Origin of the sequence: Limnobacter litoralis, from assembly GCF_030160455.1 — a bacterium.
Classification (GTDB): domain Bacteria; phylum Pseudomonadota; class Gammaproteobacteria; order Burkholderiales; family Burkholderiaceae_B; genus Limnobacter; species Limnobacter litoralis.
On the sequence record NZ_BSOJ01000028.1, the window covers coordinates 80918 to 104988 of the forward strand.

The following is a 24071-nucleotide window of genomic DNA, read 5'->3' on the forward strand; positions in this document are numbered from 1 at the left end:
AGGTATGAATTAGTGTGCTGGCAGGGCACCCAGTGCCTTGCTGATGATTTCATGCACATCGGGTGACAATCCATCGTGGGCATTGATCTTCTCGAGCGCAGCACGCGCCTGCGTCTGCAGGCTTGGAGTCAATTTGCTCCAGCGGTCCAGCGCGCGGGCCATGCGTCCAGCAACTTGAGGATTGATGGCGTTGAGTTCAATCACCAGAGAAGCCCAAAGCTGATAACCCACGCCCGTGTGTTGATGAAATACGCTGGGGTTTTGCATGGCAAATGCTGCGAGTACAGAGCGTGCCCGGTTTGGATTCTTCAGATTGAAGGCCGGGTGTTTCAGCAAGGCTTGAATGCGTTCCAATGGATTGCCGGCTGGATGGCTGGCGGGCGTCGTCGCTTGTGTCATGAACCACTTGTCCAGTGCCAGTGCTTCTTTCTGGAACATATTGAAAAACTGGTCCAGTTCGCTTTGAGCGTCTTCCGCATTGTGGGCAAGAAGATTGAGCGCACCGAGGCGATCGGTCATGTTGTCAGCTGAAAGAAATTGACTTCGAGCGAGGCTTTGACCCGGTTCATCGACGGTCAGGTAGGCAAGAGAGGCATTTTTCAAAGCCCGTTTGCCCGCCGCCACGGCGTTGTACTCATAACGTTCCGTATGGGTTGCTCTAGCTTGGTAGAGTTTGAGCAAGGGGCCCTGATTGCACGCAGCGAGGTATTCACGCAAGGTTTGCCGTGCAAAATGCAGGGCAACGGGGTCTACAAGTCCGTCAAACAGTTCAAACAAGGTGTTTTCGCTGGGCAAAGCGATCGCCAAAGCCCTGAAGCCATCCGACAGGCTGGGGTCTTCAAGGAGGTCGGCCATCATGAGATTGGCGGCCTGAACCAGTTTGCCTGAGGTGTCTCCGGAAGATTGGTAGATTTCGAAGATGGCTTGCGTAAATACCTGCTGACCAGCGTCCCACCGGTTGAACGGATCATTGTCATGGCGCGCCAAGAAAACCAGTTCTTCGAGACTGTACTCGGCTCGAACCTGCACAGGGGCGGAAAATCCGCGAAACAGTGAGGGCACCGTGCCCTTTGCAACACCTTGGAACACAAATACTTGTTCCGTTTCGGTGAAATTCAGAATGTCACCCGATAAGGCGTTTTTGGGGCTTTTGAGCTGCAGAGGCAGGTCAAGGCCTGTGTTGCTGACCAGACCTATTCTCACCGGAATGTGAAACGCCGGTTTTTCAGCTTGACCGGGTGTTGGTGCGCAGCTTTGTTTGAGCGTCAAAACCAATTCAGATTCATCGGCCTTGTAATGCCAGCTCGCCGATACATTGGGTGTGCCTGCCTGAGAATACCAGTGTCGGAATTGCTTTAAATCTTGATCGGGCTTGATTTCTTGCAGAGCCGTTTCCATGGCAGCCACAAAGTCTTCGCAAGTGGCCGCTTGACCATCGTGTCTGTCAAAGTAGATGCGCATACCCCGCTGAAACTGCTCCTCGCCCAACAGTGTGTGTTGCATCCGAATGACCTCAGCCCCTTTTTCGTACACGGTCACGGTGTAGAAGTTGTTGATTTCCTGATAGCTGTCGGGTCGTATAGGGTGTGCCATGGGGCCCGCATCTTCAGGAAATTGCGCTGCACGCAGCACCTTCACATCATCGATGCGTTTCACGGCCCTGGCAGATGCCGCCTGTTGTGCATCAAGCCCTTTGGCAAGCATGTCGGCTGAAAACTCCTGATCTCTAAACACGGTGAGACCTTCTTTCAGGGAAAGCTGAAACCAGTCCCGGCAGGTGACGCGATTACCCGTCCAGTTGTGAAAATATTCATGGCCAACCACACTTTCCACATTTTCGAAATCAATGTCGGTGGCCAGTTGAGGGTTGGCGAACACGAACTTGGTGTTAAAAATGTTCAACCCCTTGTTCTCCATCGCCCCCATGTTGAAGTCGGCCGTGGCCACAATCATGAAGCGGTCCAGATCAAGGTCAAGGCCAAATCGTTGCCTGTCCCATTCGATGGCGTGCTTAAGGCTCTGCATGGCAAAGTCGGTTTTGTCGAGGTTGCCGGGTTCGACCCAGACCTGCAGCAAGGCAGGTTGACCGTTGGATTTTGTGATGGATTCTTCTTGGCAGACAAACTGACCCGCGACCAGCGCAAACAGGTAGGCCGGTTTCGGAAAAGGATCTTCCCACACGGTCCGGTGCTTTCCATCGGGCAACTTCTGACTGTCGATCAGGTTTCCATTCGACAATGTGACCGGGTAAGCAGCCTGATCGGCTCGAAGTGTAACTGTGAACCGGCTCAATACGTCTGGTCGATCCGGAAAGTAGGTAATGCGGCGAAAACCCTGCGCTTCACACTGGGTGAAAAAATTGCCGTTGGACATGTACAGACCTTCCAGACGTGTATTGCCAGATGGTCGAATACGAACCGCAATTTCAAGTGTGCCTTGCTTTGGCGCGTTGGGGATGATCAGCTGGGTGTCGGTCTGCTGGTACAACGATTCATCCAGCAATTTTCCGTCGAGCGTGACGCATTCCAGTTGCAGATCCTCACCATCCAGAACAATTGGCAGGCCCTCAGCTTGTTGTAGATGCCAAGGTGAAAAATCCAGTCTGCTTTTAACCAGAGTGCTTTCTGCATCCAGATCAAATTCGAGCAGCGTGCGGTCTATTCGGTGGTTCGGTGTTGAATAGTCTTTGCGGTAATGGGTTACTGCGCTTTGTGGATTTTTCATTCAGTGCTGCATCCTTGGCGAGGCCATTGAATCAATCAGTGGTCGTGCTTGTGGTCGTGATGGTCGTGGTGGTGAGCATGATCGTGGTCATGGCCGTGATCATGGCCGCAGCAATCGTTATGTTTGATTTCTGGCACACTGATTTCGACGATAGGACCCTGGGTTTGCGTGAAGCTCAAGCCAAAATGCTCAAGCATGTGCATGCAATCATGACTGGCAACAAGCAGGATTGAGTCATCAAGCAACTGTACGGGCCACATGCTCAGGCCCGCGACGTGCAAAAATTCTTCCACGTTGGCCTGTTGTCTTGGCACCTGAAAAAGATCCTCAGAGGCCGCTGCAACAATCAGCCAATCGTTGGCAGACGAAATAAGTCGATCACCCACTTCAACAGGATCTTCGATGTGGCATACAAGTTGTGTTCCATCAACAGCCACGCAATCGTGTGGTACTTCTTGCCGTTGATCGAAGGTCAGTTCTACGGTTTTTGCATTCTTGAGCAAAACCGAAGCGACTTTCTGGCTTGACTTGATGACTTTGTTAAACACGGGCCCCTCGTGGGTGTGGTGCGAGTGGTCGTGATGCTCGTGATGGTGATCGTGTGCCATGAGTGTTGCTTAATCCCTGAAATTTTCAAACCCGAGAGGGGTGTCTGTGACATTCTTTTTGAGCAATGCAATTGCGTTTTGCAGATCGTCCCGTTTTGCACCCTGAATGCGCACAGTGTCGCCCTGGATGCTGGCTTGCACCTTCATTTTGCTGTCTTTGATTTCCTTGACCACTTGTTTGGCCAGGTCTTTGTCCAAGCCGTTTTTAATCAATACATGTTGCTTGAGTTTGTCACCGGAAATTTTTTCTTTTTTGTCAAAGGTCAGAAAACGGACATCCACATTGCGCTTCGCAAATTTGCTGCGCATGACCTCAGCAACCTGTTCAAGCTTGAAATCGTCATCAGCGAAGAGATATAAAATGTTTTCCGCCAGTTCTATCCTGGCGTCAGAGCCTTTAAAATCGAAACGATTGGAGATTTCTTTGTTGACCTGGTCCACGGCGTTACGCACTTCGATCAGGTCTGGTTTGCAGACCACATCAAAAGACGGCATAGTTTTTTCCTTCCAACATAATGCTTTATTGTAATCTTTTGGACCTGCCGAATGTCGCCCTCGCTGATTCCCGCTGAAGTTGATCTTCAACCTCTGCACACTTTTCACCTGCCAGCTCGGGCCGGGCACTTTCGATCCATCTGCAATTCGGACGATTTGAGGGCCTACGCCGTCCAGGTTCGCCGCGGTGAACCCGTCGTGTTGCTCGGGGAAGGCAGCAACACCGTGTTTCTCTCCGATTTGCCTGCACACACCGTGTGGCAAATGAGAATGCGTGGCCGAAGTTACCTGGGAGTTCGCGAGAGCTGTCATCATTTGCGCGTGATGGCCGGGGAGAATTGGCATGAACTCGTGGAATGGACCGTGGCCATGGGTTGGCCTGGCCTTGAAAACCTGGCCCTGATTCCGGGGGCGGTGGGTGCAAGCCCGGTGCAGAATATTGGCGCTTACGGGCTGGAGTTGAAAGATCGAATTGCCGGGGTTGAAGTGTTTGATGTTCAGTCAGAAACGGTCAATTTCATGTCTGCGGCTGAATGTCAGTTTGCCTACAGGGACAGCCTTTTCAAGGCTCGAGGGCCGCAGCATTGGGTGATTACGGCGGTTCACTTTGCATTACCAGTCGTCTGGAACCCCGTTTTGAATTACGGCGATCTTGCTGCCAGAGTGGCGTCTATTGGGTTTCTTCATCCTTTCAATGTCATGCAAGCTGTCATTGACATTCGGACCTCAAAATTGCCAGATCCAGAAGTGTTGGGCAACAGTGGCAGTTTTTTCAAAAATCCGATTGTCGATGAAAGGTGCGGAGCACAGTTGCAACTCGATCATCCCGGCGTGCCCGTTTACCCTGTAGAGCATGGCCAATTCAAGCTTGCTGCAGGTTGGCTGATCGATCAGTGTGGATTGAAAGGGGTCAAGGTGAGGGGTGTTTCTGTTTACAGACAACAAGCCTTGATTCTGGTCAATGAAGGCGAGGGCGATGGGCAAGCCCTGCTGCAGTTGATTTCAACTGTCAAGCAACGGGTTTTTGAGAAGTTTGGTGTCATGCTGGAACCGGAGCCCAATCTGCTTGGGCAGCCGGTTCCATGCTGATCAATTTGAATTAGCCGCCGCGTTTATTGGCCGCATTTTTGGCGATACGCAAGCGCAGGGCGTTCAGCTTGATAAAGCCTGCGGCATCGGCCTGATTGTAAGCGCCACCATCGTCGTCGAATGTTGCAATCTGTTCGTCAAACAGTGTGTTTTTCGAGTCTCGAGCAACCACCGTGACACTTCCTTTGTACAGCTTGACGCGAACCCAGCCGTTCACACCTGCCTGAGTGTGATTGATCAGCACTTGAAGCGCCTCGCGTTCAGGTGCCCACCAGTAGCCGTTGTAAATCAGGCTGGCGTAGCGGGGCATCAAATCGTCTTTCAGGTGGGCCACTTCGCGGTCCAGCGTGATTGATTCAATCGCACGGTGAGCCTTCAAAATGATGGTACCGCCGGGTGTTTCATAACAGCCGCGAGACTTCATGCCGACATAGCGGTTTTCGACCAGATCCAGTCGACCAACACCGTGCTTCCCACCCACTTCGTTCAAGTGTGTCAACACTTGTGCGGGGGTCATTCGTGCACCGTTGATGGCAACAATGTCACCCTTGTCGAATTCGAGATCCAGATACTCGGGGGCGTCAGGCGCGTCTTCCGGCCTTACAGTCCAACGCCACATGCTCTCTTCGGCTTCAGCCTTCGGGCTTTCAAGGTGACGGCCTTCGTAGCTGATGTGCAAAAGGTTGGCGTCCATGGAGTAGGGGGCTCCACCGTTGCGGTGTTTCATGTCGATAGAGATACCGGCCGCCTCAGCGTAGGCCAGCAATTTTTCACGCGACAGCAAATCCCACTCCCGCCAAGGGGCGATGACCTTGATATCGGGACGCAAGGCGTAGTAACCAAGCTCGAATCGAACCTGATCGTTGCCTTTGCCTGTGGCGCCATGAGAAACCGCATCCGCTTGGGTCTGGTTTGCGATCTCGATCTGCCGCTTGGCGATCAAGGGGCGTGCGATCGAAGTGCCCAGCAGGTATTCACCTTCATAGATGGTGTTTGCCCTGAACATGGGGAACACGAAATCCCTGACGAATTCTTCTTTCAAGTCGTCAATGAAAATGTTCTCAGGTTTGATACCAAACTTGAGTGCCTTTTGACGCGCAGGTTCCAGTTCTTCTCCCTGACCCAAGTCTGCCGTGAAAGTCACAATTTCGCATTGGTAATTGTCTTGCAGCCATTTCAAAATCACAGAGGTGTCCAAACCACCTGAGTAGGCCAGTACTACTTTTTTAACGTCGCTCATGTTTCTCGTGTCTTCAATTGAAAATAGTTAAGTTCATTTACGTCCAAGCATCAGAAATTCCATCAGGGCTTTCTGTGTGTGCAGCCGGTTCTCCGCCTCATCCCACACCACACTTTGTGGGCCGTCGATGACTTCTGCACTGACTTCTTCACCCCGGTGCGCGGGCAGGCAATGCATGAAAACCGCTTCAGGATTTGCCACTGCCATCATTTCTGCGTCAACCTGAAAATCGGCAAATGCTTTGCGTCGGGCTTTGTTTTCGTCTTCGAAGCCCATGCTGGTCCACACGTCGGTGGTGACAATGTCGGCGCCCTCACAGGCTTTCATCGGGTCCGCAAACCATTCATGATGGGTGCCTTTGATATTCACCTTGCTGACGTCAATGTTGTAATCACTTGGCGTAGCAATGTTGACCTTGAAGTCCAGCAATTCGGCGGCCTGCAACCAGGTTGCGCAAACGTTGTTGCCGTCACCCACCCAGGCCACGGTTTTGCCCTGGATATCCCCCCGATGTTCGATGAAGGTAAAAATATCGGCCAGTGTTTGGCATGGGTGATATTCGTTGGTCAGGCCATTGATGACCGGCACTCGTGAATGATTGGCAAACCGTTCGACGATTTCTTGCTCGTAGGTTCGGATCATCACGATGTCACACATCCTTGAGATGACCTGGGCGGCGTCTTCCACAGGTTCGCCGCGCCCCAACTGGGAATCACGGGTGTTCAGGTAGATTGCCGATCCGCCAAGTTGATGCATACCTGCTTCAAAACTGAGTCGTGTCCTGGTCGATGCCTTCTCAAAAATCATGACCAAAGTTCGATCTTGAAGAGGATAGTAAGGCTCGTAGCGTTTGAATTTGGCTTTGATGTCGCGGGTGCGATTCATCAAATAATCAAATTCATCGCGCGTAATGTCATTGAATTCTAGAAAGTGTTTTATTGTCATTTTTTGCTCCATACCCCTCCTGCACCATTTACGGCGTTTGCAAAAACGTCCGAATGATGGGCGCAAGCTCAGTGGCCAGCAATTCCGCTTCTTCGTGTTGAATCACCAATGGTGGCAATAAGCGCACCACATTGTCTCGGGTCACGTTAATAATCAGGCCTTTGTCACGTGCAATCGCGACCAGTTCGGCACAGGGTTTCAGTAGCTCAATTCCAATCATCAGGCCACGTCCGCGAATTTCGCGCACACCGGCAACACCCGCAAGTTCACGTGTCAGGGTTGCTCTGATCAATTGGCCCATGGCCGTCGCGTGCTCAAGCAATCCTTCTTCGGCCATGACCTGAAGGGTAGTGAGCGCTGCCACGCTAACCAGCGGTCCGCCTCCGAATGTGGTGCCGTGCGAGCCCGGGCCCATGACTTGATATGCGGGCCCAGCTGCAAGACAGGCGCCAATGGGTACACCTGAACCCAAGCCTTTGGCCAAAGTGATGACGTCAGGTTGTATGTCGGCGTGCTGAAATCCAAACCATTTGCCGGTTCGGCCTATGCCGCTTTGCACCTCATCGATCATGAGCAGCCAGCCGTTGTCGGAGCAAAACTGACGCAAGGTGCGCAGGTAATCTGCGTCAGCAATGTTGATGCCGCCTTCACCTTGGAGAACTTCCAGCAACACAGCCTGAATTTCAGGATTTTCGGCTTTGGCCTGTTCAATGGCTGCCATGTTTTTGTAGGGCACACGAACGAATCCCCCCGGCAATTCACCAAATCCGACCTTGGCCTTTTCGCTGTCTGTTGCCGCCAGTGTGGCAAGCGTTCTGCCATGCCAGGCGCGTTCCATCACGATGATTTTGGCGTTGTTGATGCCGCGCTTGTAGCCGTAGTGGCGCGCCAGTTTGATGGCAGCCTCATTGGCTTCAGCACCTGAATTGCAAAAGAATGCCTCTTGCATGTTGGACAAGCGGCATACCTCATCGGCCAATGCCGATTGCTCTACGATTCCGTACAGGTTGGACGTGTGAATGAGGCGCGCCGCCTGATCGGCGATTGCCTTGACCAGCTTTGGATGATTGTGCCCAAGCCCGTTGACTGCAATGCCTGCCAATCCGTCGAGGTACTTTTTGCCGTCCGTGCTCCACAGCCAAGCGCCTTGCCCGTGCGTAAAAGCAATGGGCTGACGCGAATAAGTTTTCATCAGATGATCAGTCAAGGTAATGCTCGCAATCAAATTAACGGGACTTATAAAAAATGAAACGCAGCCAGAAGCTGCGTATCATGCAGAACGAAATTGTACGATAAATCAAGGTTTAAGGGCTAGCCCTGGCGGTGTGCAGACTGTCTAAAGGAATCGAGTTCAGACGGTAAGAATCTGGATCGAATCCAGTCAGGTGCCAATTTTGACAACGTTTGATAGCTTTCAAGGGGAAATATCCGGCCTGAGGTTCTTACATTGTCGATTTTCATGGAATCGACGTTGTCCCTGCTCATGACGGGCTCTCCGGGCAGCAATTCCATAAAAAACGCTTGAAGCTTGGCGGCAGCGTTGGGAATCGGGATGATCAAAGGTGATTTGTCCACTGCATGCGCAGCCAAGGCCACCAATTCGGCCAGTGTGAATGTTTCAGGCCCAACCAGATCAAAGGTTGTATGAACAGTTATTTTGTCTTCGTCGGCCACCGATTTCGCAACCGCTGCACCCACATCATGAACACTGACGGGCTGAAATTTCGTTTTGGCCCCAGCCAATGGAATAACTGGAAACAGACGGCTCAAGGCTGCGAAGGTGTTTAAAAATTTGTCCGCTGGCCCGAAAACGACAGAGGGTCTGAGAATGGTCCATGCCAAACCACTGTCTTTTACAATGGCTTCGCCGTCGGTTTTGGATCTCAGGTACATGGACGGTGCCGGGTTTTGTACTCCAATACCCAGTGCGCTGATGTGCACCAGTCGATTGACGCCATGCTTCGACATGACCGAGCAGAGCGCCTTTGGAAATTCCACGTGGTTGACCCGGAACGATTGTCCATAAGGTTTGCCTTTCTTGCTGTGCAATACGCCCAGCAGGTTCACCACGATGTCTTGCCCTGTCACCAGCTTGCCGAGTGTCGCGCGGTCATGGATATTGGCTTTGACAACCTGACAGGTTGGCAGCATGGAAAGGTGTTTGCCCTTGTCCAGCCTGCGGGTCGGTACCGTCAGTCGGTGGCCTTGTGCGGCGAGCTGGTTGCAGACGGACTGGCCCAGAAAGCCAGAACCTCCGATGATCAGGATATTCTTCGGTCTGCTCATGTTTGAAAATGAAGTTGTGAAATCGTTAATCGGTATTACGGATGATACCCAGCCTCTCTTTCAATGAAATAGAGGAGTTATTCAGAAGCAGAGAGTATGCAACGGTATTGGACATCACGTTTTTGACATATTCGCGTGTTTCGTCAAACGGGATCAGTTCTGCAAACATCGCACCCTCCATGGCGCGATTGCCCAATCGTTTTTTCCAGCTTGCCGGTCTACCGGGGCCTGCATTGTATCCGGCTGAAGCAAGCACAGGGGAGTTGTCCAGCTTTTCGTAGACCATTTTCAGGTAGCTGGTACCCAACAACAAATTTGAATCAATGTCGTTGAGATCCGCCTTGGAAAATTGGCCAAATCCGATCTTTTTGGCCACATACTTTGCTGTTGCCGGCATGATCTGCATCAAGCCACTTGCCCCTACCCCTGATCTCGCAATCGTGACAAAACGGGATTCCTGTCGAATCAGGCCATACACCCATGAAGCATCAATACCGATGGCTTTGGTTTGGGCTTCCATGTTGTCTTTGTAGGGCGTCAGGTATCTCAAGTACAGGTCGTGCTCGTCTTGTGTTTTGTCTGCGGCGGCGATCGCTCGATCGTACAGCTCGTTGTTGTTGGCCCAGGTTGCAGCAGCCAGCAGTTGTCGATCATTCATCTGCGCGGTTTGCAGATTGAATTCCCAAAATCCTTCAGTTCTGAAGCCCGCGTTGTACAACGCAAGTGCACGTTGTAAGCCTGCATTGTTTTTGGCCTCTTTTAATTCTTCGGCCGTGACGAATTTGGGTTTGGGGGCAGTGCCGATGGTTTGCCCGAGCTCTTCCTCAGCCAGCTTGCCGTAAAAGGTGAAGGGTCTTGCAATCCGGATCCAGTTCATGCGGGCCTGGTCAAGTTGTCCTTTCGAAGCCAAAGCACGGCCGGTCCAATACAGCCACACGGCGTCATTTTGATGATCAGCGGGCAATTCTTTGACGGCTTGAATCAAGGCAGACCAATCCTCATTGAACAAGGCGGCTCTGACTTTCCATTCCTGCTGTTCAAGGTTCATGACCTTCGGATTGCTGAATGAATAATAATCTTCAGCCCGTTTGTCCCATTGCAGGGCGGCCCGATAACCAATTTCGGCCCACAACCAGGCCTTGTTGGTGTCTGAAAGCTGTTTGCCGAATTGCAATTGCAACCCTTCAGCAACACCATCTGGATCGCTTCTGGTCTGACGTGCCAACGCACTGGCCAGATAGAGGTCGTTCTCTGCCGAGTACTTTTTTTGGTTTTTAAGGAATTGCTCGGGTTTGAAAATGGCCGTGTGCAACAGGTCTTTGTCGATGTATTTACCCCAATGCGTGTCTTGAAGTTCATCGACAAAGGCAAGCGCGTTGGTCAACTGGTTGTTGGCCACAAGGTTGAGAATGCGAAGGTCCAGAAGGTCAGCCGACACAATTTTTCTTTCATAGAAAGACTTCAGCATGACTCGGCATGTCTTTGGCAGTCGCTGATCCGTATTCAAAACCACCATGACGTCGCTTTTGACCACTTCGCCTTGGTCGGCTGACAGCAACATGTCTGCGCACTGGACATCCTGGTCGGGTTTGTACCTCAGCAATGCACGTTGTTGCTGGTAGCGTTCCCACTTTCCAGCGCGTGCAAGTTGCCCCAGCCACTGGCGTCGCAATTGTTCAGCAGGCCAGCTGTTCTCACTGGCTTGAAGCACGGGGATCACAGCACCCGCCGACCAGACCGTCGGATCGTCGTCGGGATCGTCCGATAGGGTCGGAGTCTTTCCACGTTGGCTTAAACGAAATGCCCAAACCTCTGCATAGGGCTTGAACGGACTGTTTTTAGGCAACTGCGAGGTAAGCTGATTGAAGGTCTGTACATCGCCTTGAGCATAAGCATCCTTGATTCGCTGTAAAGTGTTGTCAGGTCCACTGAATGAAATTGCCATGGCCGTCGTGGGTACGAGCAGGGCAACTGCCATCAACTTGTGGAAGACACTGTACGGCTTGAAGAATCTGGCGGGCTTTATGAGCATGAATCCCATCAATAAAATAGAACTTAGAAAAAATCTGATAAATCGCCGCTTGTCATTGAATTTCGGGCAAATTGAGGCTGATTCAATCTTGATCAAGCAAGCGCTTATCACTTTACTCCAATCGCTGGATGTCTGCACGGTTGCGCTTTACTATCCGATCAAGCAAGAGCCCGATTTGCTGGCAATTTGCGAAAGTACAACGTTAGACAAGGTTCAGTGGTGCTTGCCGCGTTGTCGGGTAGAAGGACCCGATCGCTGGCTGGATTTTCTTCAGTTCAAGGCGGGAGATCCCCTGGTATCGGGTCTGTATCAGATTCCCACCCCACAGCGTGAAGTGCAGGTCGTTCCAGACTGCCTGGTACTGCCTTGCGTCGGCTTTAACCGAGACGGTGCAAGGCTGGGTTATGGCGCAGGCTGGTACGACAGAACGCTTGAAAAATCAATGCCCAAGTACACGATCGGTGTGGCTTACGACTGGTCTGAGCTTGCTGTTCGGTTTCAAGAAAAACACGATCGCTTGATGTCCTTTGTTGTCACCCCCACACGCGTTATGAAAACAGCCCCTACGGCTTGATTCTGTCCAGAATGGCCAGCGTCGCGTCTGCGGAGTTCATCGTGTAAAAATGCAGTCCGTCAACGCCTTCATTCACCAGCTTGTTGCACATTGACGCAACCACTTCAAGACCGAATTCCCGAATACTGTCCCTGTCGTCACCAAAACTTTGAAGTCTGTTTCGGATCCAGCGAGGAATTTCAGCGCCACAGGCGTCTGAAAAGCGCGCCAACTGGCTGTAATTGGTGATTGGCATGATGCCCGGAATGAGCGGTATGTCCACTTCTGCCTTGACCTTGTCCCTGAAATAGAGAAATGCGTCGGTGTTGAAGAAATACTGGGTTATTGCCGAATTTGCGCCGCATTTGACCTTGTTTACAAAAGCCTTTAGGTCGTCTGTAGGGCTTTTTGCCTGTGGATGGGTTTCGGGGTAAGCCGCGACCTCAATGAAAAAGTGGTCACCGGTTTCTCGACGAATAAAGCTGACCAGTTCGCTGGCGTATCGAAATGAACCGGAGGACAGCATGCCGGAGGGTAAATCGCCCCGTAATGCGACAAGCCGTCGTATGCCGTGCGATTTGTATTCCAGTAGCAGCTCGCGGAGCTCACTTTCTGTTGAGCCAATGCAAGACAGGTGGGGGGCCGCCTCCGAGCCCGCCCGTTGAATATCTAGGACAGTCGTCAGTGTGCCTGCCTGTGTAGATCCGCCCGCACCAAAAGTCACCGAAAAAAACTCGGGGCTTCTTTCGGCCAGTCGGCGGTGAACCTCTTTGAGCTTTTCAGCGCCTTCGGCGGTTTTCGCAGGAAAAAATTCGAAACTGATGTTCATGTTTTGGTGTCAATTTTGTTTGCGCACATGCGCGAAATATTCTTGGTTGCCATCGCCGCCAGTAATAGAGCAGGGAAAAAAATCAAGTAGCTCTAGCTTGCAGTTTTCACATCGTATTCCCAAATTTTGCTTGATGCTGGGTAGGTGACCTTGTAGGTCTTTCACGATTCCGCTTTTCCCCAGTGCGGCTGGCCCTAGTTCAAACTGCGGCTTGACCAAAAGCAGTGCCTGTTTGCCGACATCCATCAGACTGGCCACATTGTGAAGCACTTTCTCCAGGCTGATGAATGACAAATCAGCCACTACCAGGTCAAAAGGCAGGCAGTCGGGTTTCGCTGTCAGCATGCGTGTCGTTAATTCTTCGACGTTTACCGTTTTCAGGTTGACACCTTCCAACGAAAGAACCGATGGATGGTTCTTGAGCTTTGGATGCAATTGATCTCTGCCCACATCAATACCCACAACACTCAATGCGCCTGCTTGCAACAGGCAGTCCGTAAAGCCTCCGGTGGACTGCCCGAGATCCAGACATCGCAATCCGTCGACATTCAGGCCGGTGTGTTGCAGGGCGCCCGACAACTTGACGCCACCACGCGAGACGAAGCGGCCAGCCGCATCATCCAGCAGCTTCAGTTCAACGTGGGCTTCAATGCCTTGCGACGCTTTTTTAACGGTCTCAAACTGGGTGCCAAACCTGGCGCAAACCAGGCCCCTGGAGATCATGTCCTGTGCCTGTGCACGTGAAGTGCACAGGTTTCGGTTCACCAGGGCGAGGTCGGCGCGCAAGATTAAATGGCAGGCAAATATCAGTAGCGGTAGTGCTCAGGCTTGTAAGGGCCTTCGGATTGCACGCCAATGTAGGCCGCCTGAGATGGGCTCAGTTCGGTGAGTTGTGCGCCAATCTTCAGCAAGTGCAAGCGTGCAACCTTTTCGTCCAGGTGCTTGGGCAGCACATAAACGCCTACCGGGTATTTGTCAGCATTGGTCCACAGCTCAATTTGCGCGATGGTCTGATTGGCAAAGCTCGAAGACATCACAAACGAGGGGTGACCAGTTCCACAACCCAGGTTCACCAAGCGACCTTCAGCCAGCATAATGATGCGCTTGCCGTCCGGGAAGATGATGTGATCAACCTGGGGTTTGATGTTCTCCCAACGGTACTTTTTTACGCTGGCGATGTCGATTTCATTGTCGAAGTGCCCAATGTTGCAAACAATCGCTTGGTCTTTCATCTTGATCATGTGATCGTGCGTGATGATGTCTTTGTTGCCAGTGGCGGTCACGAAGATGTCCGCCTTGTCGCAGGCGTAGTCCATGGTGACCACTTTGTAGCCTTCCATCGCAGCCTGCAGCGCACAAATCGGATCAATTTCTGTCACCCAAACTTGCGCAGACAATGCACGAAGCGCCTGGGCTGAGCCCTTGCCCACGTCTCCGTAACCGGCCACGACGGCGACCTTGCCGGCAATCATCACGTCGGTGGCTCGCTTGATACCGTCCACCAGTGATTCACGGCAACCATACAGGTTGTCGAATTTGGACTTGGTGACTGAGTCGTTCACGTTGATCGCGGGGAAGGCGAGCTCGCCCTTCTTGTGCATTTCGTAAAGGCGGTGAACGCCAGTTGTAGTTTCCTCGGTCACACCCCGAACTTCTTTGAGGCGCTTGGAATACCACTTTGGGTCTTTCTTCAGTGTCGCGCGAATGGCGTTAAACAAACAAACTTCCTCTTCGCTGCCAGGGTTGTCCAGAATCGACTGGTCACTTTCAGCTTTGGTGCCCAGGTGGAGCAGCAATGTGGCGTCTCCACCGTCATCCAGGATCATGTTTGTGTAGCCACCGTCCGCCCATTCAAAAATACGGTGTGTGTAATCCCAATAGTCAACCAGGTTTTCGCCTTTAACCGCAAAAACCGGAATGCCTGCGGCAGCAATGGCGGCGGCGGCATGGTCTTGAGTGGAGTAAATGTTGCAAGATGCCCAGCGCACTTCGGCGCCCAACGCCACCAAGGTTTCAATCAGAACCGCAGTCTGAATGGTCATGTGCAATGACCCGGTGATGCGTGCGCCTTTGAGTGGTTTGGAAGATGCGTACTCCGAGCGAATAGCCATGAGGCCGGGCATCTCGGTTTCAGCAATGGCAATTTCCTTGCGTCCAAAATCAGCAAGGCTGATGTCTTTGATCTTGAAGTCTTCAGCACCAGAGGCTGTTACGGGTTTGGCGATAGCGTTCATCACGCCCTCCTTTAAAAAGTCCAAAAAAGAAAGAAGCGTGAGCGCCGTTGTTTATTTTGAATTCGAGCCTAGCATCAGGTAAACCCAATGTCGCAACGCTCCTCGAATTTTTGAATTTTATCAGTTTCCCGTGACTTCGGGGCGTAGACAAATTGTCCTGCCCCCGAAGCAACGATTAAAGGCCTGCAGCAGCGCGCAAAGCCTCGGCTCGGTCTGTTTTTTCCCAGGTGAACTCTGGTTCTTCACGGCCGAAATGGCCGTAAGCGGCAGTTTTTGCATAGATCGGACGCAAGAGGTCCAGCATCTTGACGATACCCTTGGGTCTGAGGTCGAAATGCGCCGCAACCAACTCAGTAATTGCCTGATCTGAAATACGCCCGGTGCCGTAGGTGTTTACCGTGATCGATGTCGGTCTTGCCACGCCAATCGCGTAACTGACCTGCACCTGGCATCGTTCCGCCAAACCAGCGGCCACGATGTTTTTGGCCACATATCGGCCCGCGTAAGCTGCCGAGCGGTCCACCTTGGAGGGGTCTTTGCCGGAAAATGCACCGCCGCCGTGGGGTGCTGAACCCCCGTAGGTGTCCACGATGATCTTGCGGCCTGTCAAGCCACAGTCCCCTTGCGGGCCGCCAATCACAAAGCGCCCAGTGGGGTTCACCAGGAAGTTGATGTCGCCTTTGATGAGTTCTTTGGGCAATACGGGCTTGATGATTTCTTCAATCACAGCCTCGCGCAGGTTCGCAAGTGCGATGTCAGGGTGATGTTGTGTCGACAAAACCACCGTGTCGATCGAATCTGGCTTGCCATCCACATACCGCACTGTGACTTGGGATTTGGCATCGGGTCTCAACCAGTTCAAACGGCCATCTTTTCGAAGCAGGCTTTGGCGCTGCACCAACTTGTGAGCCAGGCTGATGGGCAACGGCATCAGTTCAGGCGTTTCACGGCAAGCATAGCCAAACATCAAGCCCTGATCACCCGCACCTTGGTCCAGATTGTCATCGTGTGCCTTGTCAACGCCCTGGGCAATGTCAGGGCTTTGCTTGTCATAGCAAACCATGACTGCGCAGGCTTTGTAGTCGATCCCATAATCGGAATTGTCATACCCGATGCGTTTGATGGTTTCCCGGGCCACGTCGATGTAGTTGACCTGGGCTGTGGTCGTGATTTCACCCGCCATGACCACCAAACCAGTGTTGGTCAGAGTTTCAGCAGCAACTCGCGCTGTAGGGTCTTGTTCGAGAATGGCATCCAGAATGGCATCTGAAATTTGGTCAGCCACCTTGTCTGGGTGGCCCTCAGAGACAGATTCGGATGTGAATAGAAAATCGTTAGACATAAAAAAACTCCAAGGTTGATACGGCGAAGCCGGTACACAATCTGTGGAGCTCGGCGACGCTTTAGCAGATTTATTTTTAGTTCGCCCCGCAAGTTGTCGTGTTAACTCAGCGAACGCAATTAATATACAACATCTGCGCTAAATGTCAAAACGACTGACTAGACCAACTGGATGATCCGTTTACTTTTCTACTTTCTGTCACGCTGGCCGCTCTGGGCTCTTCACGCTTTCGGTTCGGCTCTGGGGTGGGCCATCTACACTTTATCCCCCTCCTATCGCCGCAAAATGTTCGCCCATGCCTCGGTGGCTTACCCTGACCCTGCACTGTGTAAAAGGGTCGTTCACTCGTCTGTCGGGCAGGCGGGAAAGGCCATTCTTGAGCTGCCCTTTTTGTGGGGAAGAACCACCGCTGAAGGGGCAGCATCTTGCACTGATTACATCGGATGGGAGGTTATTGAGGCCGCCCAGCGCGCCGGCAAAGGCATCATATTTCTAACGCCGCACTTGGGCAGTTTTGAGTCCACGGCGCAGGTGTTTTCTGCCCGTGCGCCGATTACCGTGCTTTACCGGCCCAATCGCAATGCGCAATTGCAGCAGATCATCGAAGCAAGCCGCAAGCGCGAGAATGTGGCCATTGCGCCCACAACACTGGCGGGAGTTAAAGTTCTTTTGAAAGCGCTTCGTCGCGGCGAGGCAGTGGGCATGTTGCCCGATCAAGTGCCCAATTATCAGGAGGGTGTTTGGGCACCCATGTTCGGCAAAACGGCTTACACCATGACCTTGCCTGCAAGTCTTTTTCACGCAAGCGGTGCCACGATCATTCTGGCCTTGGGTATTCGCAAACCCTGGGGGCGCGGTTTTACCCTGATTCTTGAAAAAGGTCCTGAATCCTTGAGCAAAGAACCCCATCTTGCTGCCGCTGAAATCAACAGGGCCATGGAGTCGCTTATCATGCGGTACCCCAGCCAGTACTACTGGGGATATGAACGATACAAAGCGCCCAAAGGGCAGCCTGACAATCACAATCAGACGGAGACCGTTCTTTGACCCGATTTTTCATTCGCGCCTGGTTTGGCCTTCATGTCTTGCCATTCTCGATGTATCGATTGCTTGCATTTGTCGTGTCTGCGTTGCTGGCAATCCTCGTGTTCGCTTTCGGTGCTGAACGTCGCAATGTCACCCTGATCAATCTCAAATTGTGTTTTCCTGAGTCCAGCCGCGCTCAGCGTCTTGCCTGGACTATTCGGCACATGTTTCTGTACGTCCGCACTTTTCTGGACAGGGCCTGGTTGTGGAACTGCACCGAAGCTCAGTTGCGTGAGCGCGTGGTCATCACCAACCCCGAAAGAATCCAGGCGCATTCACCCGGAAAATCGAGAATCTTTTTGGCTCCCCATTTTTTGGGTCTGGATGCTGCATGGTCAAGATTGGGCCTGGAAGTGGACATGGTTACCATGTATTCCAACCAGAAAAATCTGGTGTTGAATGAGGTGATCAGGCAGGGGCGTGAGCGATACGGTGACCAACTCCTGCTGTCTCGCCAGCAAGGTGTGCGCCCCCTTATTCAAGCCATGAAAAAGGGGCGGCCTCTGTACTACCTGCCAGATATGGATTTTGGAGAAAAAGACTCAGTCTTTGTCACGTTTTTTGGTGTTGAGGCAGCCACCGTCACTGCAGTCAGTCGCCTTTCGCGAATGCTGGATGCGGATGTCATACCGGTCACCACGATGTTTCGCGGTGGCAAGTATGAAGTGACACTGCATTCCCCTTTAAGCAACTTTCCATTGGCTGACGACGCCGAATCGACCCAATACCTTAACCATTGCATTGAAAAATGGGTTAAAACTAATCTCGTACAATACCTCTGGTTACACAAGCGATTCAAAACCCGGCCGCCTGGGCAAACTCGCTTTTACTAGGCAAACAGCACCATGACACCAAGTCGCATTCCTTTTACAAAAATGCACGGAGCGGGCAACGACTTTGTCGTTTTGAACAACCTCGATGGCCACATCGCCATTACCTCTGAGCTTGTCAAGAAAATGGCTGACCGTCATTTCGGGGCTGGTGCCGACCAGGTATTGATTGTCGAGCCGCCTGAAAACGCATCCAATCACTTCAAGTATCGAATCTTCAATGCGGATGGTCAGGAGGTTCAGCAATGCGGAAATGGCGCGCGCTGCTTCGCTCAATTCGTACTTGAAAAAAAGCTGACGTCCCATCGTGCCATTCGCGTTGAAACGCTGGCTGGGGTCATTGAGCCTGAATGGATTGAGCAGAACTGGGTGCGAGTCAACATGGGTCCAGTCGTATTTGATCCTGCAAGGGTCCCGTTCAATGCCGAAGGTCTGCAAAAGCGTGAACTGGGTAAAGCGGCACAATATCAGTTACCCGTAGACACCGGTAACCACACCGAAAATCTCTGGGTCAGCGTTGCATCCATGGGCAATCCGCATGTGGTCCTCAATCTGTCCTCGCCCGTCAGCGATGCATTTGTTCAGCATGTGGGTACCACGCTGGAAAGTCATCCCAGATTTCCGGAAAGGGTCAATGTGGGATTCATGCACATCATCGACCGAAACAGAATGAATTTGCGTGTTTTTGAAAGAGGGGCGGGTGAAACCCTGGCTTGTGGTACCGGCGCATGTGCCGCAGCCACTTGCGGTATAGCCCACGGTTTGCTTTCCAATCGGGTCACTGTGGTCAAGCGCGGCGGCACATTGACCATCGAATGGGATGGAGACAGCAATTCCCCCGTCTGGATGGAAGGTCCAGCAGTCACCGTATACGAAGGAGAGTTTTATTTATGAGTCTGGACGCCCAGCAAGTCGGCGATTTTCTGAAAGCCAATCCTGATTTTCTCAAGCAAAATCCTGGAATCCTCGCCTTTGTGCATTTGCCTTCCGGTTCCGCCGGCGGCAATGTGGCCTCTTTGCATGAACGACAAATGCAGACCATGCGAGACAAGGTCAAAGCGCTAGAGCACAAGTTGGTCGAGTTGTCTCGTGCTGCGGTGGAGAATCAATCCATCATCGACAGTTTGCAAGCGGTGCAGCGGCGTTTGCTGATGGTTCAGGATGCCGAGCAGCTTCCAAGCCTGATTACACAACTCATCGGTCAGCATTTTCATGTGCCGATGGTTAAACTGGTGCTTTGGCGAGATCAATCAGTTGATCAGGCGGATGTGGACATCGTCAATTCCATGAACAGCCTGTTTTGCGGATTCGCCGAGAACGCGCCGACCTTGGCGGTGTTTGAAGGTGAATCAGTGCAACCTCGCTCTGTCGTTTTAATTCCCTTGAGGGTGGGTGCAAGTCCCGAGTCGTTTGGTTGTCTGGGTCTTGGCTCAAGCGACAAGGATCGGTTTGCCCCCAACCTGGAAACTGATTTTTTGGCCACTTTGGCCGAAATGGCATGTGCAGCGCTAAGTCGACTGAACAAAGCAGCCAACTGATTCAGGCCTACCTGGATCATCTGCTGTTGGTGAGGCGATACAGTCCTCACACTGTCAGTGCGGTTCGGCAAGATCTTAATTTGATCGCCGGTGATCCAGCTCAGGCAAGTCAGCAACATCTGAAATCTCTGTTGGTTCAGCGCCATGCCTCGGGTCTGGCACCTTCCTCGCTTGCGCGGATGCTCTCCAGCTGGCGTGGCTTTTTTGCACACCTGCATGAAGCGGGCACCCTTGCAAGCAACCCAGCGTTGGGGCTTAGAGCGCCAAAACTGCCGAAGCGCCTGCCCAAAGCAGTGTCGGTGGACCATCTCAACGGCTTGTTAAGCGGGCCTTTGCCGAAAGCCCCATTTTCTCATGCAATTGCACACCTTCTAATCGAGTTGTTGTATGCCACAGGTTTGCGCATCAGTGAGGCGATTGCGCTGGAGTTGCCCCAACCTACGACTTCGAACCAACGCTCATGGATCAACGTTGATCGCGCTGAATTGCAGGTTCTCGGCAAGGGGGGCAAGGCGCGGATAGTTCCTCTGACTCGCATACTGGTCGATTTGATCCATCAGTGGCTGTCGATCAGAGCTTCTGTGCTTCAGGATCACGGTGTGTCCCTGGCTGAATTTCCGTATTTGTTGGTGTCGGCCAAGGGCAGGGCATACGGCGTGAGGCAAGCCCAAAAAGACCTTGCAGCCTATGCAAAACACAGGCAATTGCCCGTTCACTTGCATCCCCACATGTTAAGGCACTCTTTTGGCAGCCATGTATTGCAAGAATCGCAGAATTTAAGGGCGGTTCAAGAACTGTTGGGTCATTCATCCATCGCATCGACGCAGGTCTACACCTCGCTCGATTTCAAGCATCTTGCCAAGGTGTACGACGAATCTTTTCCGAGATCAAAGCGAAAATAATGTGCTCCGCGCCTTTAAATCGCTGCAGTCCTTCATTCGAAATGGCGCTTAATGGATTTGTTCCAACAGCTTGACCGCATTCGTGCCTGTTGCGTTCTGTGGAGCAACAGCGTCGTCGGCCATCGCGAATGCAGTCAATTCCCTTGAGGTATTGTGGCTTGGGTCATCGTGGCCGAAACGCGCTCTGGATTGAATCAGGTTGTCAACGATGTATTGACTGTCCTCACCAAAGTGGGCCTTTGCATACAGCACTGCAATCGCGTCCGCAAACAATTCCTGCTTGAAAACCACGGACGGAGAGCCCCCCATGGCTGTGTTGACACCACCCAGTGCGCGAAGCGTATCCCCTGTAATTTCGTAATTCGAAGTAAAGCGTTTGCCTTCTTCCATGCAGTGTCCTACCTCGTGAGCGATCGACGCCGCAATGATCTCGTCCCATTTTGAGGTGTTGTCGGAATTGATGAAACGACCCCACTGCGCCCAGGCTTCATCTGTCGTGTTGATGATCAATGCACAGCTCCCGTTTGAATAAGCCATCGCTCCCAATGGAGTTGGCTCAGGTCTGCGGGTCACCACGAGTGTCGGATCAATGCTCGGATTGTCGGCCTTCAGGTTGGCGATCACCTCATGGGCGATCTTTTCCACACGATCCACTGGCAGGTCTCTTTGAGAAATGGCGCCAAACCCGAGGGAGAGTGAGAGCAGGAATGAAAACATGATTCAAGTCCGAAAGTATTCGCTTGAATTCAGTTTCCTGCTTTGGTCGATTTGTTCGTCTTTGGAAAAGAGACCAATATTTACAGCAATTTAGTCTAAGTAGGAGTGCTTGGAGAAACGTGCGTCAGAATTTCCCTGACAAGCTCGGGGCCTTTCATCAGAGTGCGCCTCCAGTGCATGGCGTTGCTCGCCAGTTCTGCGTAGTGCTGTTGAACGCCGTTCCATGTTTTCGCAAGTGACTCGGTTTGGTCAAGTCCGTTCCAGTTCAGCCAGAGTGACCACATGGCATGCCTGGCCTCAGACGACAAATTGGCACCATACAGATTGAAAAATGCCGTCAGCTTTTCCTCATGGGCGCCATCCCCGGTCGGGTAAATTTGCCAAACAAATGGGCGACCTGACAATTGAGCCCTTACGAAAGAGTCTTCCCCTCGAATAAACAGAAAATCATGTGCCGCCAGTCTTTCATCAAATTGGTACTGTGGGCAAAATGCCAGTGTCGTGTGGTCCGTGCTGTCTGTCTCTTCAATTTGTGACAGTGTGTGAACACTGAAAAAATGAACGTTTTGATCGGCCACTTTCATCAGTTCACTGATACGTTCAGGGGTGTAACAGAAAATGAAAATCCGCTGAAAGCCGTTCGCGATTTCAGTTGTTGGTGGTTCAATTTCACGCCAGTCCGCATAGATGAGGCCACCGGTTTTACGGCTGAAGCCGGGGTAAACATAAGTACTCTTGTGGCCGGTCGACGGAGAAATGGATTGTGTCCAGTGAAAGTCCTCAACCCATTGTTCTGCGCTCAGGTAATCAACGACGAACCAGGGCGATTGTGAGTACGCCTTCTTGAGTTGTTCGATCGTATTCGAAATGTTTGCACTGGCTTCAGATGAACCAAAAGGATGAAGAATCAATGCAACGTCTGCCGGCAGGCTTTTCGGGAGTTCTTCACTTTCAGTGTGAACAATTGTGAGCCTTTCAATTGATTCATCCCCAAGCAGGGTAAACAAGGCCTCGCTGTTGTTGTGAATCAGCGTCACAGTGTGTTGTTCAGCACAAAGGCGCCTGGAAATGCGCAGGCAGAAGCCGGCATCCCCAAAATTGTCCAGAACATCACAAATGACTACGATTTGCACCGATTTCAAGTCTCAATAAAAAAGGGGGCTGCAATAAGGCCCCCTGTTGACTGCGTCGCGATATTGTCTTACTTCACCCGGTTGCGATATTCAGCCGTGCGGGTGTCAATTTCAACCTTGTCGCCAATTTCTACAAATGCAGGAACCTGAATCTCGTATCCTGTGGGCTTGATGCGTGCCGCTTTCATGATCTTGCCTGAGGTGTCGCCCCGAACCGCTGGCTCTGTGTATTCCACTTCCCGAACCACGCTGGTGGGCAGTTCGACAGACAATGCACGTCCATCGTAGAAAACCACTTCGCAAGGCATGCCATCGTCCAGGTAGTTCAGTGCGTCGCCCATGTTCTCGGCTTCCACTTCATACTGATTGTATTCAGCATCCATGAAAACATACATGGGATCGGCAAAGTAAGAATAGGTCACTTCCTTGCGATCAAGAACGAGCAACTCAAACTTCTCGTCTGCCTTGAATACGGATTCCATGCCTGCACCGGTCAGCAGGTTTTTCATTTTCATTTTCACAACGGCGGCATTTCGACCAGACTTGTTGTATTCCGTTTTCAGGACAACCATCGGGTCCTTGCCGACCATTACCACATTACCCAGGCGAACTTCTTGAGCGGTTTTCATCGTGACACTATCGCATTTTAAAAAAAGAAGGCTCGTATTGTACTTGATGTAAACGGCGTGGCAAGAGCCTGATTTCAAAACAACATCGGGTCCACTTCCATGTACAGGCCTTCCTTCAAATGCTGCGGAAGGGTGTAAGCACCAACCCGCTCTCTGTGCAACTGAACAACCCGATTGCCCGTTGCCGCAATCATTCGCTTAACCTGATGATATTTTCCGGTGGTGATACCCAATCTTATTTCGCGCGGACCAAGCCGTTCAACTCGGCTTGCACAGATAAGCTCCTCTTCATCATCAAGCTCAACACCGTCAAGAAGCCTTTGCACAGCCAGGTCGGGAATCACATCGTCGGCTGTCAAGCGGTAGATCTTTTCAATTTGATGCTGTTCGCCGCGTTTGCCACTGATTACTTTGTGGATGAACTGGCCGTCGTCTGACAGAAGTAACAAGCCGGTGGTGTCGACATCCAGCCGGCCTGCTGCCTGAACACCTCGGTTCAACATATAAGAAGGTAAGAGGTTGAAGATGGATGGATGTCTCGAGGGCTTGTGAGAGGTCTCATATCCAGCCGGTTTGTTCATCAGAATGTATAGCCGTTCTTTCAAAACATAGCTTTGGCCATCTATTTTTAGCTCGTCTCCCCATTTAAGCAGATCAATTTCTGGGTCTAGTCGTTTGCCATTGCAAAAAATTTCGGAATTCCAGAAAAAATTTTCACAAATTTTTCTGGATCCAAGTCCTTGTGCTTGCAGGATTTTTACGCTCGGATGTACTTTCATGCTTCGGTTAAATTCAACTTTCTTCGCAAAAGTGTTTGACAGGTTTAAAAAGGATGTGCATAATCTCGTTTCTCTGCTGC

Annotated in this window: 23 protein-coding genes and 1 riboswitch; of the genes, 7 read left to right on the plus strand and 16 right to left on the minus strand. The window is 51.8% G+C overall.

The window, feature by feature from the left end; translation table 11 throughout:
- Positions 1 to 9 precede the first annotated feature (9 nt).
- Genes pepN through QQJ87_RS11845 form a run of 3 tightly spaced genes read right to left on the minus strand, consistent with a single transcriptional unit; the run spans position 10 to position 3827 of the window.
- On the minus strand, positions 10 to 2724 hold the full coding sequence (pepN, locus tag QQJ87_RS11835) for an aminopeptidase N (RefSeq protein WP_284281967.1): 2715 nt from the start codon (positions 2722 to 2724) through the stop codon (positions 10 to 12).
- 35 nt (positions 2725 to 2759) lie between these two features.
- Positions 2760 to 3332, minus strand: a complete 573-nt coding sequence (locus QQJ87_RS11840) for a UreE family protein (RefSeq protein WP_284281968.1) — start codon at positions 3330 to 3332, stop codon at positions 2760 to 2762.
- 9 nt (positions 3333 to 3341) lie between these two features.
- Positions 3342 to 3827: a YajQ family cyclic di-GMP-binding protein gene (locus tag QQJ87_RS11845; RefSeq protein WP_284281996.1), complete on the minus strand. Its 486-nt coding sequence runs from the start codon at positions 3825 to 3827 to the stop codon at positions 3342 to 3344.
- Between the two features lie 51 nt (positions 3828 to 3878).
- Here QQJ87_RS11845 and murB point away from each other — a divergent pair, with 51 nt between their 5' ends.
- A complete protein-coding gene (gene murB / locus QQJ87_RS11850; protein ID WP_284281970.1) occupies positions 3879 to 4916 on the plus strand; it encodes a UDP-N-acetylmuramate dehydrogenase in 1038 nt (345 codons plus the stop codon).
- A gap of 10 nt (positions 4917 to 4926) precedes the next feature.
- On the opposite strand, the gene QQJ87_RS11855 is transcribed toward murB, so the two are convergent.
- The 5 genes from QQJ87_RS11855 to QQJ87_RS11875 form a co-directional block, all read right to left on the minus strand.
- A complete protein-coding gene (locus QQJ87_RS11855) occupies positions 4927 to 6156 on the minus strand; it encodes an argininosuccinate synthase (protein ID WP_284281971.1) in 1230 nt (409 codons plus the stop codon).
- A 33-nt stretch (positions 6157 to 6189) separates the two neighbouring features.
- Complete coding sequence (gene argF, locus QQJ87_RS11860; RefSeq protein ID WP_284281972.1) at positions 6190 to 7101, minus strand: ornithine carbamoyltransferase; 912 nt, start codon at positions 7099 to 7101, stop codon at positions 6190 to 6192.
- 28 nt (positions 7102 to 7129) lie between these two features.
- On the minus strand, positions 7130 to 8308 hold the full coding sequence (locus QQJ87_RS11865) for an aspartate aminotransferase family protein (RefSeq protein WP_431310102.1): 1179 nt from the start codon (positions 8306 to 8308) through the stop codon (positions 7130 to 7132).
- Between the two features lie 104 nt (positions 8309 to 8412).
- A complete protein-coding gene (locus QQJ87_RS11870) occupies positions 8413 to 9387 on the minus strand; it encodes a complex I NDUFA9 subunit family protein (RefSeq protein WP_284281974.1) in 975 nt (324 codons plus the stop codon).
- Positions 9388 to 9412: 25 nt separating this feature from the next.
- Positions 9413 to 11419 (minus strand): lytic transglycosylase domain-containing protein, encoded by a 2007-nt coding sequence (locus QQJ87_RS11875; protein WP_284281975.1) that lies wholly within the window; start codon positions 11417 to 11419, stop codon positions 9413 to 9415.
- Here QQJ87_RS11875 and QQJ87_RS11880 point away from each other — a divergent pair.
- Entirely contained in the window at positions 11418 to 11993 is a 576-nt protein-coding gene (locus QQJ87_RS11880) for a 5-formyltetrahydrofolate cyclo-ligase (RefSeq protein WP_284281997.1), read from the plus strand. The genes QQJ87_RS11875 and QQJ87_RS11880 overlap by 2 nt on opposite strands.
- Here the strand turns inward: QQJ87_RS11880 and metF are convergent.
- From metF to metK, 4 genes are all read right to left on the minus strand, one after another.
- Positions 11983 to 12801 carry a methylenetetrahydrofolate reductase [NAD(P)H] gene (metF, locus tag QQJ87_RS11885; protein ID WP_284281977.1) on the minus strand — a complete coding sequence of 273 codons (819 nt, stop codon included), beginning with the start codon at positions 12799 to 12801 and terminating at the stop codon, positions 11983 to 11985. The two genes, QQJ87_RS11880 and metF, sit on opposite strands and share 11 nt — an antisense overlap.
- Before the next feature lie 9 nt (positions 12802 to 12810).
- Complete coding sequence (locus tag QQJ87_RS11890) at positions 12811 to 13587, minus strand: TlyA family RNA methyltransferase (RefSeq protein ID WP_284281978.1); 777 nt, start codon at positions 13585 to 13587, stop codon at positions 12811 to 12813.
- A gap of 20 nt (positions 13588 to 13607) precedes the next feature.
- Positions 13608 to 15035 (minus strand): adenosylhomocysteinase, encoded by a 1428-nt coding sequence (ahcY, locus tag QQJ87_RS11895; RefSeq protein WP_284281979.1) that lies wholly within the window; start codon positions 15033 to 15035, stop codon positions 13608 to 13610.
- Between the two features lie 32 nt (positions 15036 to 15067).
- A riboswitch (S-adenosyl-L-homocysteine riboswitch) is annotated at positions 15068 to 15145 on the minus strand.
- A gap of 65 nt (positions 15146 to 15210) precedes the next feature.
- On the minus strand, positions 15211 to 16377 hold the full coding sequence (gene metK / locus QQJ87_RS11900; RefSeq protein WP_284281980.1) for a methionine adenosyltransferase: 1167 nt from the start codon (positions 16375 to 16377) through the stop codon (positions 15211 to 15213).
- A gap of 171 nt (positions 16378 to 16548) precedes the next feature.
- On the opposite strand from metK, the gene QQJ87_RS11905 reads away from it, so the two are divergent.
- Genes QQJ87_RS11905 through QQJ87_RS11925 form a run of 5 tightly spaced genes read left to right on the plus strand, consistent with a single transcriptional unit; the run spans position 16549 to position 20733 of the window.
- Positions 16549 to 17424 (plus strand): lysophospholipid acyltransferase family protein, encoded by an 876-nt coding sequence (locus QQJ87_RS11905; protein WP_284281981.1) that lies wholly within the window; start codon positions 16549 to 16551, stop codon positions 17422 to 17424.
- Positions 17421 to 18296: a lysophospholipid acyltransferase family protein gene (locus tag QQJ87_RS11910; RefSeq protein ID WP_284281982.1), complete on the plus strand. Its 876-nt coding sequence runs from the start codon at positions 17421 to 17423 to the stop codon at positions 18294 to 18296. Before QQJ87_RS11905 ends, QQJ87_RS11910 begins: the two co-directional genes overlap by 4 nt.
- A 12-nt stretch (positions 18297 to 18308) precedes the next feature.
- Positions 18309 to 19187, plus strand: coding sequence for a diaminopimelate epimerase (dapF, locus tag QQJ87_RS11915; RefSeq protein WP_284281983.1), 879 nt, complete (start codon positions 18309 to 18311; stop codon positions 19185 to 19187).
- Positions 19184 to 19831, plus strand: coding sequence for a DUF484 family protein (locus tag QQJ87_RS11920; protein WP_284281984.1), 648 nt, complete (start codon positions 19184 to 19186; stop codon positions 19829 to 19831). Before dapF ends, QQJ87_RS11920 begins: the two co-directional genes overlap by 4 nt.
- Complete coding sequence (locus QQJ87_RS11925) at positions 19792 to 20733, plus strand: tyrosine-type recombinase/integrase (protein ID WP_284281985.1); 942 nt, start codon at positions 19792 to 19794, stop codon at positions 20731 to 20733. The genes QQJ87_RS11920 and QQJ87_RS11925 overlap by 40 nt, the downstream gene beginning before the upstream one ends.
- Positions 20734 to 20781: 48 nt before the next feature.
- Here QQJ87_RS11925 and QQJ87_RS11930 read toward each other — a convergent pair whose 3' ends face one another.
- From QQJ87_RS11930 to QQJ87_RS11945, 4 genes are all read right to left on the minus strand, one after another.
- On the minus strand, positions 20782 to 21450 hold the full coding sequence (locus tag QQJ87_RS11930; RefSeq protein ID WP_284281986.1) for a hypothetical protein: 669 nt from the start codon (positions 21448 to 21450) through the stop codon (positions 20782 to 20784).
- A gap of 95 nt (positions 21451 to 21545) precedes the next feature.
- On the minus strand, positions 21546 to 22583 hold the full coding sequence (gene earP, locus QQJ87_RS11935) for an elongation factor P maturation arginine rhamnosyltransferase EarP (protein ID WP_284281987.1): 1038 nt from the start codon (positions 22581 to 22583) through the stop codon (positions 21546 to 21548).
- A gap of 68 nt (positions 22584 to 22651) precedes the next feature.
- Positions 22652 to 23212 carry an elongation factor P gene (gene efp, locus QQJ87_RS11940; protein WP_284281989.1) on the minus strand — a complete coding sequence of 187 codons (561 nt, stop codon included), beginning with the start codon at positions 23210 to 23212 and terminating at the stop codon, positions 22652 to 22654.
- 74 nt (positions 23213 to 23286) lie between these two features.
- Positions 23287 to 24071 (minus strand): 16S rRNA pseudouridine(516) synthase (locus QQJ87_RS11945; protein WP_284281990.1); only part of this gene is annotated, 785 nt, incomplete at its 5' end.

What these genes read in the sequence shown, in the direction of transcription:
- pepN (WP_284281967.1), bottom strand. Translation starts at nt 2,724, where the DNA reads ATGAAAAATCCACAAAGCGCAGTAACCCATTACCGCAAAGACTATTCA.
- QQJ87_RS11840 (WP_284281968.1), bottom strand. Translation starts at nt 3,332, where the DNA reads ATGGCACACGATCACCATCACGAGCATCACGACCACTCGCACCACACC.
- QQJ87_RS11845 (WP_284281996.1), bottom strand. Translation starts at nt 3,827, where the DNA reads ATGCCGTCTTTTGATGTGGTCTGCAAACCAGACCTGATCGAAGTGCGT.
- murB (WP_284281970.1), top strand. Translation starts at nt 3,879, where the DNA reads ATGTCGCCCTCGCTGATTCCCGCTGAAGTTGATCTTCAACCTCTGCAC.
- QQJ87_RS11855 (WP_284281971.1), bottom strand. Translation starts at nt 6,156, where the DNA reads ATGAGCGACGTTAAAAAAGTAGTACTGGCCTACTCAGGTGGTTTGGAC.
- argF (WP_284281972.1), bottom strand. Translation starts at nt 7,101, where the DNA reads ATGACAATAAAACACTTTCTAGAATTCAATGACATTACGCGCGATGAA.
- QQJ87_RS11870 (WP_284281974.1), bottom strand. Translation starts at nt 9,387, where the DNA reads ATGAGCAGACCGAAGAATATCCTGATCATCGGAGGTTCTGGCTTTCTG.
- QQJ87_RS11880 (WP_284281997.1), top strand. Translation starts at nt 11,418, where the DNA reads ATGAATCCCATCAATAAAATAGAACTTAGAAAAAATCTGATAAATCGC.
- QQJ87_RS11875 (WP_284281975.1), bottom strand. Translation starts at nt 11,419, where the DNA reads ATGCTCATAAAGCCCGCCAGATTCTTCAAGCCGTACAGTGTCTTCCAC.
- metF (WP_284281977.1), bottom strand. Translation starts at nt 12,801, where the DNA reads ATGAACATCAGTTTCGAATTTTTTCCTGCGAAAACCGCCGAAGGCGCT.
- ahcY (WP_284281979.1), bottom strand. Translation starts at nt 15,035, where the DNA reads ATGAACGCTATCGCCAAACCCGTAACAGCCTCTGGTGCTGAAGACTTC.
- metK (WP_284281980.1), bottom strand. Translation starts at nt 16,377, where the DNA reads ATGTCTAACGATTTTCTATTCACATCCGAATCTGTCTCTGAGGGCCAC.
- QQJ87_RS11905 (WP_284281981.1), top strand. Translation starts at nt 16,549, where the DNA reads ATGATCCGTTTACTTTTCTACTTTCTGTCACGCTGGCCGCTCTGGGCT.
- dapF (WP_284281983.1), top strand. Translation starts at nt 18,309, where the DNA reads ATGACACCAAGTCGCATTCCTTTTACAAAAATGCACGGAGCGGGCAAC.
- QQJ87_RS11920 (WP_284281984.1), top strand. Translation starts at nt 19,184, where the DNA reads ATGAGTCTGGACGCCCAGCAAGTCGGCGATTTTCTGAAAGCCAATCCT.
- QQJ87_RS11925 (WP_284281985.1), top strand. Translation starts at nt 19,792, where the DNA reads ATGTGCAGCGCTAAGTCGACTGAACAAAGCAGCCAACTGATTCAGGCC.
- QQJ87_RS11930 (WP_284281986.1), bottom strand. Translation starts at nt 21,450, where the DNA reads ATGTTTTCATTCCTGCTCTCACTCTCCCTCGGGTTTGGCGCCATTTCT.
- efp (WP_284281989.1), bottom strand. Translation starts at nt 23,212, where the DNA reads ATGAAAACCGCTCAAGAAGTTCGCCTGGGTAATGTGGTAATGGTCGGC.